The organism is Phaeacidiphilus oryzae TH49 (assembly GCF_000744815.1).
Classification (GTDB): Bacteria; Actinomycetota; Actinomycetes; order Streptomycetales; family Streptomycetaceae; genus Phaeacidiphilus; species Phaeacidiphilus oryzae.
Genome location: NZ_JQMQ01000005.1, coordinates 4,923,461 through 4,943,160 on the forward strand (window position 1 = coordinate 4,923,461; position 19,700 = coordinate 4,943,160).

Genomic DNA, 19,700 nt, shown 5'->3' on the forward strand with positions numbered 1-19,700 from the left:
ACCGTCGGAAAAGTCGCCGACCCCATCGGAGGAGACTTGCGCAGCCTTCTCGTATTCGCCGCAGCCGGCGCGATCATCGGCGGCGCCGTGCCCCTGGCCGCCGCCACCCTGCAGGCCGACAGCGGCGGACCGTACCGCGCGTACCTGGTCTCGGACCGGGACGCCGGGCCCGCCGGCGCCGAGCACGCGGCGGGGGAGATCCGCTCGCTCGGCGGGCGGGTCGCGGTCGAGTACCGCGAGATCGGCGTGGTGCTGGCGTACTCGGACCAGCGGGACTTCGGGGCCCGGATACGGAGCGGCGACGGCATCGCCGCAGCCGGCGCCAGCCGCACCGCGACCACCCCGGTGGCGCCCCGGCAGGAGGCGGACGACGCCGCCGGAGCGGACGACGCCGGGGACGACGGGGTCCCCCTCGTCCCGGACCCCCACGAGCGCCCCTCCTGGAACCTGGGGATGCTCCAGCGGCGCCCCGCCGCCGCGGGAACGGGCAGCGCGGACACCGCCCCGCGGACCCCCGCCCCCGGCGTCCTCAGCCGGGTCACCGTCGCCGTGCTGGACGCCGGGGTCGACGACACCCACCCCGACCTGCGCTCCGCCGTGGACCCCGCGGCCTCGGCCGACTGCGGCTCCGGCGCCCCGGACAGCAGCCCCGGCGCCTGGCGCCCGGACCCCGACGTCATCGAGAGCGGCCACGGCACCCATGTCGCCGGGATCATCGGCGCCGCCCGCAACGGCGACGGCGTGACCGGAGTGGCGCCGGGCGTGCGGATCGCCGCCGTGCGCCTGCTGGGCCCGTCCGGGCAGTACTACGGCGAGAACCTGGTCTGCGGCTTCCTCTGGGCCGCCGCCCACCACGTCCGGGTGATCAACGACAGCTACTTCGCCGACCCGTGGAAGTACAACTGCCCCAGCGACCCCGACCAGCGGGCCATCATCACCGCCGTCGGCCGCGCCGTCGCCTACGCGCAGCGCAGCGGCGCCCTCGTCGTCGCCTCGGCCGGCAACGACGCCCAGGACCTGGACGCCGGGCGGGTCGACGAGCGCAGCCCCAACGACCGCAGCGGCAACTCCGCCGCGCCGGTCCGCTACCTCGGGCCGGACTGCATCCGACTGCCCGGGCAGCTCCCCGGCGTCCTCGACGTCTCCGCCGTCGACCGGGACGGGAGGCTCGCCGCCTACTCGAACTGGGGCGCCGGCCGGATCGGCATCGCCGCCCCCGGCGGCGACCCGGACGGCGGCCCGGACCAAGGGGTGGTCTCCGACTGGCCGGGCGGCCGGTACGCCTCCCTCGCCGGCACCTCGATGGCCACCGCCCACGTCACCGGCGCCGCCGCGATCGCCGCCGCCCTCCATCCGGGCGCCGGACCGGCGGAGCTCCGCGCCCTCCTCGCCCGCGCGGCCGCCCCCGTCGACTGCGCAGGCCCGGAGGCCCGGTGCGCCGGCTCCGCCTTCTACGGCTCGGGGGCGCTGCGGATCCCGAAGTAGTGTGCGAGTCATGGAGGCGAACCGCGAGCGGGAGACGGCGCGGTACTGGCAGCACCCGGCGATACCGCACACCGACCTGCTCAGTGCCCGCTACGTCCGGCACACCTTCGGGAAGCACACCCACGACACCTTCGTGATCGCGGCGGTCACCCGCGGGGTGGAGGAGTTCGCCCACGCCGGGGAGGTGCTGCGGGTGCATCCCGGGGAGCTCGCGCTGGTCAACCCGGACGTGATGCACACCGGGCACGCCGGGGTCCCCGAGGGCTGGAGCTACCGGGTGCTCTACCCGGAGGTGTCCGAGGTCGAGGCGGTGGCCGGGGAGCTGGGGCTGCGGCGGCCGGGCGCCGGGGGCCTCCACGCGACGCGGACGGTGGTGCCGGATCCGGCGCTGTCCGAGCTGGTGCTGCGCGTCCACGCGGCGGCCGAGCTGGACAACGCGCTGGCCGCGTCCACCGCCTGGCGGTCCGTCATCGTCCGGCTCGCGCAGGGGTACCTCGCGCCGCTGCGCGCCTCCGCACCACCGGGGAGCGCGGCGGGCGCCGGGCGGCTGGCCGCAGCGCGGGCGCGCGAGCTGCTGCTGAGCAGGATGGAGCGGCCGCCGTCCCTCGACGAGCTGGCCGCGGAGGTCGGGGCGCGGCCGTTCCCCCTGCTGCGGGTGTTCCGCGACGCCTACGGGCTGCCGCCGCACGCCTGGCTGACCCAGGAGCGGGTCCGCAGGGCGCGCCGCCTGCTGGACGGCGGGGTGCGGCCGGCGGAGGCGGCGGTACGGGTGGGCTTCGTCGACCAGGCGCATCTGACCCGGCACTTCCGCCGGATGCTCGGTGTGCCGCCGGGCGCGTACGCGGCGGGACGCCTCGGCCCGGGGCGCCAGGGGGCGGATCCACCCCCCTAGGGGTTCCGCGGGATGCGGAGGGTCACCGCCAGGCCCGTCGGCGTGCCCTGGGCGAAGAGGAGCCGGCCGCCGGACGCGGCGAGGAGCGTGCGGGCGATGGAGAGGCCCAGCCCGGAGCCCTCCACGTCGAGATGGCGCGGGCTGCGCCAGAAGCGGGAGCCGATCCGCTGCAGCTCCTCCGGGTCCAGCCCGGGCCCCTCGTCCGCGACGGTGATCTCCACCGCCCCGTCCCGCCCCCGGCGGACCGTCACCCGCACCTCGCCCCCGTCCGGGGTGAACTTGATCGCGTTGTCCAGCACGGCGTCCAGCGCGCTGCCGATGCCCACCGGATCCAGCCGCACCGACGCCGGCTCGGCCTTCCAGCCCAGCGCCACCCCCCGCCGCTCCGCCATCGCCTGCCAGCCCTGCACCCGCTCGGCCACCAGCCCGGCCACGTCCGTGCGGACCAGCTCCGGCCGGGCGTTCTCGGCGACCGCGAGCCCCAGCAGGTCGTCCAGCACCCGGGCGAGCCGCTGCCCCTCCTCGCGGACGCCGCCCAGCTCCTCGTCGGCCTCGTCCGGCAGGTCCATGCCGAGCGCCTCGATCCGCAGCATCAGCGCCGCCAGCGGGTTGCGCAGCTGGTGGGAGGCGTCCGCGACGAACGCCCGCTGCTGCTCGAGCACGGACTCGACATGGTCCGCCATGGTGTTGAACCCCCGTGCCAGCCGCCGGAGTTCGGGCGGGCCGCCGCCCGGCGCGACCCGCGAGTCCAGCGATCCGGTCGCGATGTCGTGCGCCACCCGGTCCAGGTCCCGGACCGGCCGCAGCACCCAGCCGGTGAGCAGCACCGCCGCCGCCACCGCGACCAGCAGCGCCACCAGCAGCCCGGCCGCGAGCAGCAGCCAGCCGTGGAGGATCCGGGCGCTCATCGGCCCCGGCGGGGACTCGGTGACCACCACCGCCACCACGTCCCCGTCCCGGACCACCGGCGAGGCGACCACCACGGAGCGGTGGTGCTGCCACGGCCACACCTGCCCCGGGTTCGCGCTGCGCCGGCCGTCCAGGGCCTCGCCGTACGCCGCCGCGGAGGCCGCGTCCGGGGCCCGCCAGCCGGCGGGGGCGGCGGCCATGGTGTGCCCGTCCGCGGCGAAGACGCCGGCGCGGATCCCGTACACCTGGCGGTAGCGGGAGATCTCGGCCCGCAGCGCGGCCGCGGCCTGCGCGTCGGTGAGGGCGTACTGGGCGAGGGCGGCGAACCTGGCCGCGTCGTCGATCCGGTCCACCACCACCCGCTGCTGCTGGGCGGCCGCCTCGGAGAGGGCGAGCGGCACGCCGAGGGCGGCCAGCACGCAGAGCATCAGTGCGAGCAGGATGCCCAGCAGGCGCGTGCGCACTCAGCCTCCCGGGGCCACCAGGCGGTAGCCGATGCCGCGGACGGTCTCGATCAGGGAGGGCAGCGCGAGCTTGTGCCGGAGCGAGGCGATGTGCACCTCCAGGGTCCGGGAGGTCCCCTCCCAGCTGCTGCGCCACACCTCGGCGATGATCTGCTCGCGGCGGAAGACCACGCCGGGGGCGGTGGTGAGCAGCGCCAGCAGGTCGTACTCCTTGCGAGTGAGGGCGATCTCGCGGCCGTGGACGGTCGCCCGGCGGGCGGCGGCGTCCAGCACCAGCCCGTAGGCGTCGCGGAGGCCGGCTGCCGCGGCGGCGGCCGCGGATCCGGGGCCGCCGAAGGCCGCCGCCCCCGTCCCCGCTGCTGCCCCTGGCACTGGCCCTGCCCCCGGGCTGGGGCCGGCCGCCGTCCCGCCGCCGGCCTCCGGGCCGGGGCCGCCCGGGGGCCCGCCCCTCCTCCGCTGCCGCCCGCCGCGGCGGCCCGGCGGGCCACCGCGTGGATCCTGGCCAGCAGTTCCCCGATGTCGTACGGCTTCACCACGTAGTCGTCCGCGCCCAGGTTGAGGCCGTGGATGCGGGAGCGGACGTCGGAGCGCGCGGTCACCATGATCACCGGAATGCCGGTACGCGCCCGGATCTGACCGCACAGCTCGAAGCCGTCCCGGTCCGGCAGGCCCAGGTCGAGGAGGACCACCCGGTACGAGGGGCGGCCGTCCGGGAGCAGCGCGTCGAGGGCCTCGTTGCCCGTGCGGGCGTGCCGGACCTCGAAGCCGTGCCGGGTCAGTACCTTGGTCAGGGCCGCGGCCACATGCTCGTCGTCCTCCACCAGGAGTAGGCGCATGCGCTGAATCCACCGCAGTGCGCGGGCCGGGTCAAGAGCAAGGTCCCGACTGCTGACGGAGTGTTACCCAGCTGGGACCGTGCGCCCCGGGCCGGCGGGCGCGGCGCCGGCCGCGCAGTACCTCAAATCCCGCTCAACCCCGCGCTAGGCCTGCGAAGTCCCCATATAGGGTCGACGGTACGACCCCGAACGAGCCGAACGCGCCGAATGAGCCGGGAGGAGCAGCTGTGAGTTCCGCTCCGTCCCCGCCGCCCGCTCCGCCCGAGGAGACGCCGTTGCTGGAGTTCCAGGATGTGTCCAAGCGGTTCGGCATGGTCCAGGTGCTCAGCGGGATCGACCTGTCGGTGCGCCGGCGCGAGGTGGTCGCCCTCCTCGGCCCCTCCGGCGCCGGGAAGTCCACCCTCTGCCGGACCGTCAACGGACTGGAGCCGATCGACTCCGGCGCGATTCTGCTCGACGGCGTGCCGGTCCCGCGCCGGGGGCGCGAGCTGCAGCGGATGCGCGCCCGAGTGGGGATGGTCTTCCAGTCCTTCAACCTGTTCAGCCACCGCACCGTGCTGGAGAACGTCACCTTCGGCCCGGTCCGGGTGCTTGGAACGGGGGAGGAGGAGGCCGCCGAGCGGGCCCGGGCCCTCCTCGACCGGGTCGGCATGGCCGGGTACGAGGAGAAGCTCCCGGCGCAGCTCTCCGGCGGGCAGCAGCAGCGGATCGGCATCGCCCGGGCGCTCGCCATGCGGCCCGAGCTGATGCTCTTCGACGAGCCGACCTCGGCGCTCGACCCCGAACTGGTCGGCGAGGTGCTGGCGGTGATGCGCGACCTGGCCGCGGACGGGATGACCATGCTGGTCGTCACCCACGAGATGGGCTTCGCCCGCTCCGCCGCCGACCGGGTGGTCTTCATGGCCGCGGGGCGGATCGTGGAGGAGGCGTCGCCGGACGAGTTCTTCACCACCCCGCGCACCACCCGCGCGCAGGACTTCCTGGCCAAGGTACTCCGGCACTGAGCTGTCCGGTGACGCGAACCGGCGCACCCCGGGCCTTGCTTGACGATGTGTCGGACGATCTGTTGCATTGCCTACCATGAGTGCCGTGGGAGGCTGCCCGTGGATCCGGTGATCGTCGTCGGCGCCGGTCCGGTCGGACTGGCCGCCGCGCTCGCGCTCGCCCGCCAGGAAGTACCGACGGTCGTACTCGACGAGGGCAACGGGCTCGCCCCGGAGGGCCCGCGCTCGATCGTGCTCCGCCCGGACACCGCCGCCTTCCTGGCCCGAATCGGGTATCCGCGGGTGGCCGCGGACGCCTGCGCCTGGGCCGGCTGGCGGACCGTCAGGCGCCGCTCCGAACTGCTGCGGATCCCCCTGGACGTCGGGACCGGCGGCACCCTCGCCGGCCTCGGCCCGGCCGGCGGCACGCCCCGCCGTCCTCCACCTCGCCCAGCACCGGCTGCAGCGCGGGCTGCGGGACGCCGTCGCCGCCTCGCCCTTCATCGACCTGGTCACCGACTCCGCGGCCACCGAGGTCGAGCAGGACGGCACCGGCGTCGCCGTCCACGCCGGGGACACCTGGTGGCGCGGCTCCTATCTGATCGGCTGCGACGGCCACCGCTCCATCGTCCGGCGGAAGCTCGGCATCCGGTTCCCCGGCAAGGCGATCGCCGAGCGCTGCGCGGTGGCCACCGTACGGGCCGAGCTGCCGGTGCCGCCCGAGGCACAGCTCCACCGCGATCCGCAGTTCGACTCCACCGCGCAGGAGCTGACCCTCCGTCCGCTGCCGGACCACGTCTGGCGGATGGACTGGCGGCTGCCGCCGGGCGCCCCCGCAGGACCGCTGCCGGCCGAGGTGCTGATCCACCACCTGCGGGCCGCGCTGTCCGGACTGAACGAGGGCCGGGTGCCGCAGTACGAGCTGATCGCCTCGGCGGACCGGAAGATCCCGCAGCGGCTGGCCCTCAAGTTCCGCTCCGGTCGGGCCTTCCTGGCCGGCGACGCGGCCCACCTGCTCGGCGCGCTCGGCATGCAGAACCTCGACGAGGGGCTGCGGGACGCGGAGAACCTCTCCTGGAAGCTGGCCGCGGTCTGGCACCACTGGGCGCCGCCCGCGCTGCTCGACTCCTACCAGCGGGAGCGCCGGCCCTCGGTGATCGCCCGGCTGCGGGCGGTGGACCAGGCGCTGCCGCTGCTGCACCCCGCCAACCGGATGCTGGAGGTGCGGCGCTCGCTGCTCTCCGGCTCGCTGCGGAGGAACGCCGCGCTGCTCTCCGACGGCTCGCTGGGCACCGGCCGGCTCGGTGCGCCCCCGGCCTACCGCCAGCTTCCCGGCGAGGCGCGGAAGCTGGGCCGGGGCGGCGGCGCGGCGGTGCGCGGGGAGCGGGCCGCGGGGCGCCCGGCGCTCGCCTCCGAGCTGCAGCCGACCGACCGCGGGGCGCTGGTGCCGGACATCGCGGTGACCACCGTGGACGGCGCCCGGGACCGGCTGCGGGCGCGGCTGGGCCGCGGGCTGCTGGTGGTGCTGGTGGCGCCGGGCACGGACGTCTGGGCCAGCGAGCACTGGCTGGGCGCCGGGCTGATGCCGGCCCTCACCGAGGCCACCCGGGCCCTGCCGATGCCGGCGGAGCTGCTGGTCACCGGGGACTACCCGGGCGCCGCCCCGCACACCGTGCTGCTGATCCGGCCGGACGGCTACCTCGCGGCGACGCTGCGCGGCTGCTCGCCCGGCGAGCTGTGGCGGATGGCCGACCTGGTCCGCGCCGGATCGGGCGCCCTGCCGGAACCGACCGGGGCGGACGCGACCGGGGCGGCGGTCCCGCCGCCCTCCGAGGCGAAGACGGAGCGGCTGCGGACCCCGCCTGCCGCCGCGGCGGCCGACACCCCGGCGGACACCCCGACCCCCGCCCAGGCCAACTGAGGCCGGCGTCGAGGCGGCGCTAGGCCTCGGTTCCGTCGGCCTCCAGGGCGGCGCGGACCACGCGGAAGGCCAGGCCCTCGCCGTAGCCGCGGCGGGCCAGCATGCCGACCAGACGGCGGGTGCGGACGGTGCGGTCGAGGCCGCAGGTGGCCGCCAGCTTCCGCTCGACCAGCGCCCGCGCGGCGGCCTCCTCGGCCTCCGGCTCGACCTGGGCGACGGCCTCCTCGACCACCTCGCGCTCCACCCCGCGGGAGCGCAGCTCCCGGGCCAGCGCGCGCCGGGACAGTCCGCGGTCCCGCTGCCGGACCTCCACCCACGACTCGGCGAAGGCCGCGTCGTCGATCAGCCCGACCTCCTCCAGGCGGTCCAGCACCTCGGAGGCGACCTCCTCCGGGATCTCCCGCTTGGCCAGGGCCTCGGCCAGCTGCCGCCGGGTCTTGGCGGAGCCGGTGAGCAGTCGCAGGCAGATCCCCCGGGCCCGGGCGGCGGGGTCGTCCTCGCCGCCGGAGCCGGCGGCCGCGGGCATGGCGCTGGAGACGGCCGCGGGCCGGTCCTCCGCGGCGGCGCGGTCCCCCGTTCCGCGCCGCTGCGGGCCGGCGAGGTCCGAGGCGACCGTCAGGCCGTCGAACTTCGCCAGCACCCGCCTCAGCTCGGTGCTGCCGCCGCCGTCCACCGCGCCTCCGGCGCCCGGCTCATCCGTTGGACGTTGGCGCACCGTGGGGTCAGGCCCCCTTGGCGGCGGTCTTCTTGGCACCCCGGGCCGCGGGCTTGGTCGCGGCGGCTGCGGCCACCGGCTCGCCCGTCGCCGCGGAAGCCGCGTCGACCGCCTGCACCGGCACGGTCGCGCTCTCGGCGCTCTCCGCACCCTCCGCCGGGGCGGCCGCCTCGTCCTTGCGGACGCCGACGCCCAGCTTCTCCTTGATCTTCTTCTCGATCTCGTCCGCCAGGTCGGGGTTGTCGCGGAGGAAGTTCCGCGCGTTCTCCTTGCCCTGGCCCAGCTGGTCGCCCTCGTAGGTGTACCAGGCGCCGGACTTGCGGACGAAGCCGTGCTCCACGCCCATGTCGATCAGGCCGCCCTCACGGCTGATCCCGATGCCGTAGAGGATGTCGAACTCGGCCTGCTTGAACGGCGAGGCCACCTTGTTCTTCACGACCTTGACCCGGGTGCGGTTGCCGACCGCCTCCGTGCCGTCCTTCAGGGTCTCGATGCGGCGGATGTCCAGCCGGACCGAGGCGTAGAACTTCAGCGCCCGGCCACCGGTGGTGGTCTCGGGAGAGCCGAACATCACGCCGACCTTCTCGCGGAGCTGGTTGATGAAGATCGCGGTGGTCTTCGACTGGTTGAGCGCACCGGTGATCTTGCGGAGGGCCTGGCTCATCAGCCGGGCCTGGAGGCCGACGTGTGAGTCGCCCATCTCGCCCTCGATCTCCGCGCGCGGCACCAGCGCGGCCACCGAGTCGACCACGACCAGGTCGATCGCGCCGGAGCGGATCAGCATGTCGGTGATCTCGAGGGCCTGCTCGCCGGTGTCCGGCTGGGAGACCAGCAGGGCGTCGGTGTCCACGCCGAGCTTCTTGGCGTAGTCGGGGTCGAGGGCGTGCTCGGCGTCGACGAAGGCGACGATGCCGCCGGCCTTCTGCGCGTTGGCGACGGCGTGCAGCGCGAGCGTCGTCTTGCCGGAGGACTCGGGGCCGTAGATCTCGACGACCCGGCCGCGCGGGAGGCCGCCGACGCCGAGGGCGACGTCCAGCGCGATGGCTCCGGTGGGGATGACCTCGATCGGCTGGCGCGCCCCGTCGCCGAGGCGCATCACCGAGCCCTTGCCGAACTGCCGTTCAATCTGGGCGAGCGCGGTGTCGAGAGCCCGCTCGCGGTCGGACGTTGCCATGGATTCCACCCTTGTGGGTTGTGCTGAGCGCTTCATCGTCATTGACGCTAGCGGGTCCCACTGACAATCGGCCGTCGGACCGAGCACGCCTGTGGAAAACTCGCCCGGCGGACAGTATAGGGAACGCCCGTTCGATTAATGCCCGGAAGGGGGATCCGACACGCCGGCGGTCTCTCAGCTCCCGCCGTCACCACCCTTCCCACCTGGGCTTTCATCGCTGGACCCGGCGGAGTCGTCCGGGCCGTGCCTGGACCTCCTCATCCAGGATGCCCCGCGCCGCTTCCGTCTCGTCATGTCCTCGACCCGGGGGTCGGCCACCTCGTAGCGGCGGATGTAGGTGCCGACGAAGGTCTGCAGCGTGGCCGTCACCGGGATCGCGATCAGCGCGCCGACCGCGCCCAGCAGCGCCGCGCCGACCAGCACCGAGCCGAAGGCGACCGCCGGGTGGATGTCCACCGTCACCGCGGTGATCCGCGGGTGGATCAGGTAGTTCTCGACCTGCTGGTAGGCCACCTCGAAGACCAGCACCCACACCGCCGTCATCGGGCTCACGGTCAGCGCGAGGAGGACCGGCAGCGCGCCGCCGATGTAGGTGCCGATGGTCGGGATGAACTGGGAGACCATCCCCGCGAAGATCGCCAGCAGGGCCGCGTACGGCACCCCGAGCAGCCACAGCATCAGGAAGTGGGCGAGCGCCGAGATGGCCGCCTGGAGGAGGCGGGAGTAGAGGTAGCCGCCGGTCTTGGCGACCGCGATCTCCCAGGCCCGCAGCACCGTCTCCTGCTTGCTCGGCGGCAGGGCCGAGCAGACCGTGCGGCGCAGCCGCGGCCCGTCGGCGGCGAAGTAGAAGGTGAACATGGCGATCGTGAAGAGCTTGAAGAGCCCGCCGATCACCGTGCTGGAGATGCCCCAGGCGTTGTTGGCGATCTGCGTCACATAGTCCTTGATCGCCCCGGAGTCGGTGAGGAGGCCCTTCTGCAGGTCGGAGAGGCGGACGTGCCGGTGGAAGGTCCGGTTGAACCAGTTGATCAGCGACTCGGCGTAGTGCGGCAGCTGGTTCGCCAGCTGGCTGGTCTCCTCGACCAGCAGCGTGCCGAGGGCGGTGACCAGGCCCGCCAGGATCAGCACCATGACGATGAAGACGATCCCGGCCGCGATGCCCCGCCTCATGTGGTGCCGGCCCAGCCAGTCCACGGCGGGCTCTATGGCGAGCGCCAGCACGAAGGAGACCAGGATCTGCACCAGCAGGCCGATGAGCTGGATGAACGCCCAGTGGGCGAGCTGGAACGCGGCGATCAGGGCCAGCGCGAGGACCATCGCCCGGGGGAGCCAGCGCGGCATCCGGGGGCGGGGGACGGCGGCTGACGCGGCATCATCGGCGCCCGCGCCGCTACCCGAGCCCGCGCCTGCTCCTGCCCCCGCTCCTGCCCCCGCGCCGGAGGAGGCGGCCTCGGCGGCGTGCGCCGCCGGGCCGGTCGCCTCGGGGTCGGAGTCCGCGGCCGCCACCGCGTCGGTCAGCCGTGCGGTCGCCTCCTCGCCCGCGCTGTGCGGCGGGGCGTCGGAGCCTGGGGAGCCCTCGGGGCCGCCACGGGCGGAGGGGGGATTCTGGCCGGAGTCACCTGCTGTCACAGGGCAAGTCTCACCCATCGGGCCCGGCACCCGTGGCCCGACGTGGCGTCCGACGGGCCGTCAGCGCCGCTCCGGGGGAACGTCCATGGCCACGCAGACCGCCCGCCAGACCTCCTTCGCCGACCAGCCGTCGGCCAGGGCCTGGCGCACCGTCCGCCCGCCCAGCTCGGCGATCACATAGTCCGAGGCGAAGGAGTCGGCGTAGACCGCTCCGAATTGTTCGGCCATCAGCCGCCAGAAATCCGTCAGACGCATGTGCTCAAGTATTCACGGCCGGCGATCTCACATGTGCGCGGCCACCAGCCGGACCAGCGCCGTGACCGCCACCGCGGAGACCACGACCACCAGGAACGGCGCCCGCCGCCACACCGCGATGCCGGCCGCGGCCAGGCCGGCCGCGCGGGCGTCCAGGGTGAGCGCGGCCAGGCCGGAGCCGTGGCCGCCGAAGGTCTGCTGCGCGGTGAGCGCGGCCAGCAGGGCCACCGGCGCGAGGGTGGCGAAGGTCCGCACGGCCGGCCGGTCCAGCAGGGCGGCGGGGACGCTGAGGCCGAGCAGCTTCAGCAGATAGCAGCCCGCGGCGGTGCCGAGGACGGCGATCCAGACGGCGGTCATCGGGAGGCCTCCTGCTCGGTGGGGACGGCGGGGGTGGTGGCGGCGGTCGCGGGGCGGCGGCGGTGCCGTCCGGCCGGCGGTCGCGGAGGAGGACGGCGACGAGGGGGACGCCGGCCACGGCGAGGAGTACCGGCACGCCGGCGGGGAGGAGCAGCGTCCCGCCGAGGAGCAGCAGCACGCCGAGCCCGGCCACCGCCCGCTGCCGGGCGCCCTCGGAGCCGGAGGCGCGGAGCCGGGGCGCGAGGAGGGCGAGGAAGACGGCCGGGCCGGCGGCGTCCAGCCCGTAGCGGGCCGGGTCGCCGAGGGCGCCGGCGCCGACCGCGCCGAGGAGGGTGGTGAGGTTCCACACGGCGTAGAGGGTGAGGCCGGTGACGCCGAAGCCGATCCGGGCGGTGCGGCGGTCCGGCTGGACCAGGGTGACGGCGGTGGTCTCGTCGATCACCATCTGCGCGGCGAGCGGACGCAGGGCGCGGGGGATCTCCAGGCGGGCGCCGAGGCGCAGCCCGTAGAGGGCGTTGCGGACGCCGAGGAAGAGCGCGCCGGCCACCGCGGCGAGCGGGGCGGCGCCGGCCGCGAGGGCGCCGATCAGGGCGAACTGGCTGGCGCCGGTGAAGACCAGCAGGCTCAGGGCGCAGGTCTGGGCGAGGCTGAGGTGGGCGCCGGCGGCGGCCACGCCGAAGGCGGTGCCGGAGGCGCCCACCGTCAGGCCGACGGCGAGGGCGTCGCGGGTGGCGGCGCGGTCGCGGCGGCGGGTCTGGGCGGTGGTCGACGGGGTCGGTGCGCCTTCAGACTCGCTGGGGTCGGCCGCCTGGATGGGTGCTGCGTTCATGGGGCCAGCGTTTCGCGGGGAGCGCGGGGCGGTCTTGTACGATCCTGCGGCGCCGCGCCCGGGGGCGGGGGGTCACGCCCGGAGGAGGAGTTCCGTGTTGATGATGGCGAAGTAGCCGTCGGGGTCGGCCGACCACGCGCGCCAGGCCGCGGACAGCGCCTCCAAACGCTCCTGCGAGGTGAAGCCGTCCGCCACGGCCTGGCGGGCGAACGCGGACCCGACCACGCGGTCGGCCCACATGCCGCCCCACCACTCCCGGTCCTCCGGGCCGGCGTAGCACCAGGTGTCCGCGGTGACGGTGACCAACTCCGGCGGGAAGCCCGCGGCCCGGGCCCACGCCGGCATCCGGCGCCCCGCGTCCGGCTCGCCGCCGTTGGCCCGGGCGATCCGGTGGTAGAGGTCGTTCCACTCGTCGAGCTCCGGCGGCCGCGGATACCAGCACATCGCCGCGTAGTCGGCGTCCCGCGCGGCGACGATCCCGCCGGGCCGGCAGACCCTCCGCATCTCGCGCAGCGCCTGGACCGGGTCGGACAGGTGCTGGAGCACCTGGTGGGCGTGGACCACGTCGAACGAGTCGTCGGGGTAGGGGAGCGCGTGGACGTCGGCGACCTCCAGGCGTACTGCTCCGCCGTCCCCGCCGTCCCCGCCGTCCGTGGCCCCATCCTCCGCGGCCACGCCCTGGGCGGCGAGCTCGGACCGGGCCGCGGCCAGTACGTCCCCGGCGGTGTCGACCGCGGTGAGCCGGCCGCCGCCGGTGGCCGGGCCCGTCCCGGCGGCCACGGCCTTGGCCAGCCCGGCGGTGATGGTGCCGGGGCCGCAGCCGACGTCCAGCAGGGCCTGGCCCGGGCGGAGGTGCGGCAGGAGGTAGCCGGCCGAGTTCTCGACGGTGCGCCAGCGGTGCGAGCGCAGGACCGACTCGTGGTGTCCATGGGTGTAAACGGCTCGTTCGCTCATGCCCGGCACTCTACGCCCGGTCTCTGGATGCGAGACGAAGTGTCTTGGATGATGGACACGGCGGAAGAGGTGAAGGGGCCCGGCGAGGGGATCACCCGCGCGGCGGTGTCACGGGTCGGCCGACCAGGGTAGGTCTCTCACGGGCAGTCAGCCGCCCGGTCCGAACCCGCAGCTCAGCTCAGCTCAACTGGAGCCCTACGTGGCAGAACCCGACGTGGCGGAACCCGATCTCCGCCGGCTCGCCGCCGCCTACGGCATCGACACCGAGTACGACCCGGGCTCGGGTCCGGTACCCGTCTCCGCCGAGACCCTGGTCGACATCCTCGCGGCCTTCGGCGTCGACGCGAGCAGCGCCGCCGCCCGCGAGGCGGCCCTCGCCGCCCTCCGCGAACAGGCCGAGGGCCGCCTCCTCCCGCCCTGCCTGGTCGTCCGGAGCGGGCACAGCGTGCCGCTCGGGCTGCCGCTGGACACCGAGGCCTGGGTGGAGCTGGAGGACGGCCGCTCCCGGCCTGTCTCCTTCAACCGCCTGCCCACCGATCTGCCGGTCGGCCGGCACACCCTCTGCGCCCGCGCCCGCACCCAGGCCGCCGCCGCGCCGCTGATCGTCGCCCCGGCCCGGCTCGACGTGCCGCGGGAGCGCGCCTGGGGCTTCCTGGTGCAGCTGTACTCGGTGCTCTCGCAGCGCTCCTGGGGCATCGGCGACCTGGTCGACCTCAACCAGCTGGCCTGGTGGTCCGGGCAGCTGCTGGGGGCCGGGTTCGTGCAGGTCAACCCCCTCCACAGCGCGCTGCCCGGGGAGCCCTCGCCGTACCGGCCGTCCTCCCGCCGCTACCCGGACCCGATCCACCTCCGCCCGGAACTCCTGCCGGAGGCCGCCTATCTGACGCCGGATCAGCGCTCCCGGCTGACCGAGCTGGAGGGCCGGGCGGCCGGGCTGCGGGAGGCGGTGCTGAACCCCCCCGAGGGAGAGGAGGGGAAGCCGCCCGAGGCGGGGCTGATCGACCGGGACGCCGTCTCCGCGCTGAAGCACCAGGCGCTCGCCCTCGTCCACGCCGTCCCCAGGCAGCCCGGGCGGGAGGCCGCCTACCAGGCCTTCCTGGAACGGGAGGGCGAGGCCCTCACCGACCACGCCACCTGGTGCGCCCTCGCCGAGGTGCACGGCCCCGCCTGGCGCGGCTGGCCCGAGGAGCTGCGGGACCCGCGCAACCCGGCCGTGGAGCGCGCCAGGAGCGGCGACTCCGGCGAGGTCGCCGCACGGGTCGAGTACCACCGCTGGCTGCAGTGGTGCCTGGACGAGCAGCTCGCCGAGGCCCAGCAGGCGGCCAGGGGCGCCGGGATGCCGATCGGCATCGTCCACGACCTGGCCGTGGGCGCCCACCCCGAGGGGGCCGACGCCTGGGCGCTGCAGCGGGTGATCGCCCCCGGGATCTCGGTCGGCGCCCCGCCGGACGCCTTCAACCCGCACGGCCAGGACTGGGGCCTGCCGCCCTGGCGGCCCGACGCCCTCGCCGCCGCCGGCTACCGGCCGTGGTCCGAACTGCTGCGCGGGGTGCTGCGGCGGGCCGGCGGGCTCCGGGTGGATCATGTGATGGGCCTCTTCCGGCTCTGGTGGATCCCCGAGGGCCGCCCGCCCACCGAGGGCGCGTACGTCCGCTACGACCCGGAGGCCATGCTCGGCGTCCTCGCGCTGGAGGCCGAGCGCGCCGGGTCCGTGGTGATCGGCGAGGACCTCGGCACCGTCGAGCCCGGGGTGCGGGAGGCCCTCGCCGACCGCGGGGTGATCGGCACCTCCGTGCTGTGGTTCGAGCGGGACCACGGCACCGGCGAGCCGCTGCCCGCCGAACGCTGGCGGGACCTCTGCCTGGCCACCCTCACCACCCACGACCTGCCCAGCACCGCCGCCCGGCTCACCGGCTCGTACGTCGAACTCCGCGACCGGCTCGGCCTGCTGGCCCGCCCGCTGGAGGAGGAGCAGGCGGACGCCGACGAGGACCGCGAGGAGTGGCTCGGCGAACTCGCCCGCGAGGGCCTCCTCGCCGTCCCCCCGTACGGCGACGGACCGGCCGCCGACGACGGGGACTTCGCCGGCCCGGCGGCGGAGGGCCGGGACGAGGCGGTGCGGGCGCTGCACCGCTTCCTGCTGCGGACGCCGGCCCGGCTGCTCGGGGTCTGGCTGCCGGACGTGGTCGGCGACCCGCGCCCGCAGAACCTTCCCGGGACGTCGAACGAGTACCCCAACTGGCGGCTGCCGGTCGCCGACCCGGACGGGCGGCCGGTGAGCCTGGAGGAGATCACCGCCGCGCCGGGGGCGGCGGCGCTGGGAGAGGTGATGCGGGGGGATTCGGAGGAGGAGGGCTGAGCCGCCGGGCCGGGCGCCCGGTCGGAGCCGCCGCCGGTCGCCCGGGCGGCGGCCAATCGGGTGCGCTGCGGGTAAAGCGCCGACCAAAGGGCGGACCCCGCCGCGCAGCAGGTCGGGCGGGTTGGCTAGCGTTGGCCCGTGCTCACTAGGAATGCCAAGCGTGCCGGGGCCACGTCGGCCGGTGCCGCTCTCATGCTGCTGCTGATGACCTCGAACGCGTTCGCGAACACCCGCGTCAGCGGGGACGACCCCGGCCAGGGGCTCTCCGCCGCACAGACCCTCGGGCTGTACGTCGGGATCCCGCTGGTCGCCTTCATCGTGATCGCCGGTCTCGTCATGCTTCTCGACCGGTCCACGATCCGTAACCGGAAGAACGGCTGACGACCGGCTGACGAACGGCTGACGGGGACCTCGCAGGTCCCTCGGACGGCGCCGGGCGGGCCCGGGCCCGCGGTCAGTACCGCAGGTCCAGGCCGACCAGCCCGTCCGGCAGTGCCGCGACCAGCCCCGCCGGGGTCCAGCTCAGGGCCAGCGCGGGGGTGCCGAGGCGCAGGTCGACGACCCCCCGGCCGGCGGAGCCTCCGCCGGCCGTTTCGGCGTTCCCGCCGCCGGTGCGGCGGAGCCTGATGAGACCGTCCGCCCAGGCGGCCGCGATCAGCAGGCCGTCCGCGCCCGGCCACTGACGTACCGTCACCGCCGTGACCGGGGACAGCCGTTCGTCCACCGGTGGGGCCGGCTCCCAGCCCGGGGCCCACAGCCGGACCCGGCCGTCCGCGCCGCCGCTGATCACCAGCGGGATCCAGGCGGGCGCTCCGCCGCCGGGTGCGGCCGCCGCCTCCGGCGCGGCCAGCGGCGCCGCGGCCAGCGCCGTCACCGGGCCCTCGTGCAGCGGGGCGGTCGTACCGGACCCCAGCGCGTGGAGGGCCCCCTCGGCGTCGCCGAGCACCAGGCCGTCCGGCAGCGCCGCGAGCGCGGTGACCGGTTGCGGGGTGGGCACCGCCAGCGGGCGCAGGACGAGGCCGTCGGCGGCAGCCGTGGCAGCGGCCGTGGCAGCGTCGGACGGCCCGCCCGCGGCGCCGGGCCCGGTGGCGAGCACCCGCCCGGCGGAGTCGAGGAGCACCAGTGAGCCGGCGCCGGCCTGCGGCCCGGCCGGCCCCCAGGCCGACACCGCCAGGTCGGCCCAGCCGCCGGGAGCGCCTAGGGCCTCCACCGCCGGGAGGTCCGGGAGGGCGAGGCCGGCGCTCGTGCCGAGGCCGGCGGCCCGCGCGACCTCCGTGCTCTCGGCGCCGTCCGCCGGGTCCACCGCGCGCAGGCGGCCGTCCACCCCGATGGCCAGCAGCCCGGAAGCGCCGGTGGCGGGATCGACGAACTCGGAGAGGGCCACGGCGCCGACGGGGGCGTGCTCCTGCTCGCCGAGGGCGGAGGCGGCCTCGTCTGCGGTGGTCCAGCGGGCCCAGCGCGCCCGCCACGGCGCCGGGCTGCCGCCCTCCGCCGCGGCGGCGGCGAGCGAGCGCGCGCCCTCCGGATCGCGCTCGGTCAGCCGGGCGCCCAGGACGGCGGCCCGTTCTGCGGGGCCGTCCACGGCGAGGAGCGCCGGTCCGGCCTCGGCCCAGGCGGCGGCGAGCGGGGAGGCCGGGTCGGCCGCCGCGTCCAGCGCGGAGGTCACCGCGAGCGGGTCGGCGTAGGCCAGGAACAGCGGGTCGCCGAGGAGTTGGCGGGCGCTGCCGGCCAGCACGGCCTGGGCGAGCAGCAGCGACAGCCGGCGCTCGCCGGCCGCCGGGTAGTCCGGCCGCCCGTCCGGCAGCCGGGGCACCGAGCGGACCAGTCCGACCACGGCCCCGGACAGCTCGTCGGCGGCCGGGCCGGCCGTGCCGGCCTGAGCGGGCTCCTCCTGGGCCACCCGGGCGAGATCAGGTCGGCTCAGCCACCAGCGCGGCTCGGCCTCCGGCGCCCCACCGGACGCCGGCCCCGCGGTCGCCCCGGCTCCGGTAGAGGAACCGAACTGCGGCTCGGGGGGCAGGAGTTGGGACGCCTGGCGGACGTTGGCCGAGCCGCCGACGCCCGGCAGCAGCGCCCACTCCTCCGCGGTCACCGGGGTGGCTGCCAGACCGAGGGCGCGCAGCGCGGGACGCGCGCTCTCGGGGACCGCCCGCTCCCACCACGCCTCGATCAACCGGCCGGCGTCCGGGCCCGGGTCCGGGCCCGCGAGGGGCTCCCCGGGGATGCGGGAGGTGAACATCGCCAGCCCCGGGTTGGGGTAGCTCTCGCCGTGCCCGTACTGCGAGCTGTGCGCGGCGAGGCCGCCGTACCAGCGGGCGAAGCGCACCCGCTCGGTCCACTGCGGGCGGTCCAGGTCGAGGACGGCGGGCTGCTCCACGGCGGTGAAGGCCGCCGCCTCCGGGGTGCCGTCCGCCGCGTCCGCGACGATCCGCACATGCTCCAGCCGGAGCAGCGGGTCGAGCAGCCGGGACACCAGCGCGTGCGGCTCCGCGGGCAGCGCCCGGCCGCCGACCCGGTTCAGGTCGGAGACGCACAGCACGGTCCTGCGGGGGTCGGCGGTGAGGTGGGCGACCAGCTCCTCGGGGGTGCGGGCGGGCAGGTTGAGCTGGACCGCGAGCAGCCAGGTCGCCGAACGGACCGTCAGGCCGTGGCCGGGCAGCACCGCGTGCACCACCCTGGTCCCGGTCGCGCCCGGCGCCGTGCCGGCCTGGGCCAGCCAGCGGATCAGATGCGTCTTGCCGCTGCCGGGGGAGCCGGAGATCCGGCAGAGGCGGGGGGCGCGCTCGTCCTCCAGCCAGTGGAGGAGGGCGAGGCCGGCGGGTCGCCGACCGGCGCGCAACGGGGGGAGGCCCTTGGTGGACGGGCCGTTCGCGGTGGTGGGCGCGGATCCTGGGGCCGATGCCGATGCCGATGCCGATGCCGATGCCGACGTCGTCCCGGACCCGTCCGGCGCTCCTCCGGACGAGCCGGGTCTTCCGGTGCCCGCAGCGCTCCCCGTGCTCCCCGTCATCGCTTTCGCACCCCTTCAGATCCTCTGCTCGCCGGCCCCGCGCGTACCTTCGGCTCCGGCTCCGCTCCCCTCGGTCCGGCTGAGCTTACTTGCGCCGTGGAGCGGATGGAGCCGAGGATCCGGCGGAATGCCAGGTCGGCCGGGGAGGTCTTCGGGCTAGACGGTGGCGTCGGGGTGAACGTCCGCGCCTTCGCCGGAGAGCGCGAAGACGTCTCCGGTGGCCCTTTCGGCCTCGCACAGGTTGCCGTAGGTGTGGTGGTAGGCCACCGGGGCGCCGCGCCAGTCGCCGGTGGCGCTGACCGTCACCGGGGAGTAGAGCATCGGGCACATCTCGTGGGCGCCGGCGGCCGGGTGGAGCTGCTCGAACCGGCCGTCGGCGGCTTCGAGTTCGGCGCAGGCGGCGGCCGCGTGCGGATGGGTGCCGCCGGGCGGGAAGCAGTCCAGGACCGCGCTCTGGCGGTGGCCGCCGTCGAGCGGACCGGAGGCGGGCTCGGCGAGCGGGCCGCCGCTGGGGCGCATCGGCCCACCGGGGTTCGCGAGTCCGGGGCCGGGGACGGCCGGGCCGGCGTTCCCGTCCTGCTGAACGACCGTCAACTGGAGGCTGGCGCCCGGGGCCGCGGGGATCACGCCCGGGACCGCCGCGGAGGCCGTCCCGGCCGCGGCCACCAGCGCGGCGGCGGAGGCGGCCGCCGCCACGGCGGCGCCGAGACCGGCCCGGGCGGAGGATCCGGCCCGGGCGGCGCGGTGCCTGGGAGGTGTGGTGCTGTTGTTGCCCATGAACATGCCCAACACCTAACGCCCGGGCGGGCGCCGGCGCCGGGCCATCGGTCCAGGATCACCCGATGGAGTGGACCGGCCGAGCCGGTGGCGGCGGCCGTTCGGCCCAGTCCGCGGCGGCCGCCCGGCCGGAGCCGGCGGCCGCCGCTGC

General features: G+C 76.2%; 15 protein-coding genes and 3 pseudogenes. 7 read left to right on the forward strand and 11 right to left on the reverse strand.

Going from position 1 to position 19,700, the window contains the following annotated elements:
- Nucleotides 1-36 precede the first annotated feature (36 nt).
- Nucleotides 37-1,485: a S8 family peptidase gene (locus tag BS73_RS25490; RefSeq protein WP_051940541.1), complete on the forward strand. Its 1,449-nt coding sequence runs from the start codon at nt 37-39 to the stop codon at nt 1,483-1,485.
- A gap of 10 nt (nt 1,486-1,495) precedes the next feature.
- Nucleotides 1,496-2,377, forward strand: a complete 882-nt coding sequence (locus BS73_RS25495; RefSeq protein WP_051940544.1) for an AraC family transcriptional regulator — start codon at nt 1,496-1,498, stop codon at nt 2,375-2,377.
- Here the strand turns inward: BS73_RS25495 and BS73_RS25500 are convergent.
- Nucleotides 2,374-3,750 (reverse strand): sensor histidine kinase, encoded by a 1,377-nt coding sequence (locus BS73_RS25500; protein WP_037576301.1) that lies wholly within the window; start codon nt 3,748-3,750, stop codon nt 2,374-2,376. The two genes, BS73_RS25495 and BS73_RS25500, sit on opposite strands and share 4 nt — an antisense overlap.
- A pseudogene (locus BS73_RS35045) lies at nt 3,751-4,586 on the reverse strand (response regulator transcription factor).
- 311 nt (nt 4,587-4,897) lie between these two features.
- Here BS73_RS35045 and BS73_RS25510 point away from each other — a divergent pair.
- The 3 genes and pseudogenes from BS73_RS25510 to BS73_RS25515 all read left to right on the forward strand — a co-directional run bounded on the left by BS73_RS25510 (nt 4,898) and on the right by BS73_RS25515 (nt 7,490).
- Entirely contained in the window at nt 4,898-5,590 is a 693-nt protein-coding gene (locus BS73_RS25510; protein ID WP_084704878.1) for an amino acid ABC transporter ATP-binding protein, read from the forward strand.
- Between the two features lie 45 nt (nt 5,591-5,635).
- Nucleotides 5,636-5,803: pseudogene (locus tag BS73_RS40470) on the forward strand (NAD(P)-binding protein); the annotation flags it as partial.
- A 238-nt stretch (nt 5,804-6,041) separates the two neighbouring features.
- Nucleotides 6,042-7,490: an FAD-dependent monooxygenase gene (locus BS73_RS25515; protein ID WP_265736893.1), complete on the forward strand. Its 1,449-nt coding sequence runs from the start codon at nt 6,042-6,044 to the stop codon at nt 7,488-7,490.
- Nucleotides 7,491-7,509: 19 nt separating this feature from the next.
- Here BS73_RS25515 and BS73_RS25520 read toward each other — a convergent pair whose 3' ends face one another.
- From BS73_RS25520 to BS73_RS25555, 7 genes and pseudogenes are all read right to left on the reverse strand, one after another.
- On the reverse strand, nt 7,510-8,205 hold the full coding sequence (locus tag BS73_RS25520; RefSeq protein WP_235215523.1) for a regulatory protein RecX: 696 nt from the start codon (nt 8,203-8,205) through the stop codon (nt 7,510-7,512).
- Nucleotides 8,206-8,212: 7 nt separating this feature from the next.
- Nucleotides 8,213-9,379, reverse strand: coding sequence for a recombinase RecA (gene recA / locus BS73_RS25525; protein WP_037576306.1), 1,167 nt, complete (start codon nt 9,377-9,379; stop codon nt 8,213-8,215).
- A gap of 174 nt (nt 9,380-9,553) precedes the next feature.
- Nucleotides 9,554-11,008: an AI-2E family transporter gene (locus BS73_RS25530; protein WP_235215524.1), complete on the reverse strand. Its 1,455-nt coding sequence runs from the start codon at nt 11,006-11,008 to the stop codon at nt 9,554-9,556.
- Between the two features lie 60 nt (nt 11,009-11,068).
- Nucleotides 11,069-11,263 (reverse strand): DUF3046 domain-containing protein, encoded by a 195-nt coding sequence (locus BS73_RS25540; protein WP_037576312.1) that lies wholly within the window; start codon nt 11,261-11,263, stop codon nt 11,069-11,071.
- A 27-nt stretch (nt 11,264-11,290) separates the two neighbouring features.
- Nucleotides 11,291-11,620 (reverse strand): AzlD domain-containing protein, encoded by a 330-nt coding sequence (locus tag BS73_RS25545; RefSeq protein ID WP_037576315.1) that lies wholly within the window; start codon nt 11,618-11,620, stop codon nt 11,291-11,293.
- Nucleotides 11,621-11,681: 61 nt separating this feature from the next.
- A pseudogene (locus tag BS73_RS36525) lies at nt 11,682-12,449 on the reverse strand (AzlC family ABC transporter permease); the annotation flags it as partial.
- 72 nt (nt 12,450-12,521) lie between these two features.
- Nucleotides 12,522-13,403 (reverse strand): class I SAM-dependent methyltransferase, encoded by an 882-nt coding sequence (locus BS73_RS25555; RefSeq protein ID WP_037576321.1) that lies wholly within the window; start codon nt 13,401-13,403, stop codon nt 12,522-12,524.
- A gap of 199 nt (nt 13,404-13,602) precedes the next feature.
- Between BS73_RS25555 and malQ the strand changes: the two genes are divergently transcribed.
- Nucleotides 13,603-15,762 carry a 4-alpha-glucanotransferase gene (malQ, locus tag BS73_RS25560; protein WP_037576323.1) on the forward strand — a complete coding sequence of 720 codons (2,160 nt, stop codon included), beginning with the start codon at nt 13,603-13,605 and terminating at the stop codon, nt 15,760-15,762.
- A gap of 192 nt (nt 15,763-15,954) precedes the next feature.
- Nucleotides 15,955-16,143 carry a hypothetical protein gene (locus BS73_RS25565; RefSeq protein ID WP_051940550.1) on the forward strand — a complete coding sequence of 63 codons (189 nt, stop codon included), beginning with the start codon at nt 15,955-15,957 and terminating at the stop codon, nt 16,141-16,143.
- Nucleotides 16,144-16,216: 73 nt separating this feature from the next.
- Here the strand turns inward: BS73_RS25565 and BS73_RS25570 are convergent, their stop codons facing one another.
- Together BS73_RS25570 and BS73_RS39925 are read right to left on the reverse strand one after the other, a co-directional pair.
- Entirely contained in the window at nt 16,217-18,601 is a 2,385-nt protein-coding gene (locus BS73_RS25570; RefSeq protein ID WP_037576328.1) for a hypothetical protein, read from the reverse strand.
- A gap of 327 nt (nt 18,602-18,928) precedes the next feature.
- The gene (locus BS73_RS39925; RefSeq protein ID WP_051940555.1) at nt 18,929-19,555 is read right to left on the reverse strand and encodes an SSI family serine proteinase inhibitor; all 627 of its coding nucleotides are present in this window, start codon (nt 19,553-19,555) and stop codon (nt 18,929-18,931) included.
- Between the last annotated feature and the right edge of the window lie 145 nt (nt 19,556-19,700).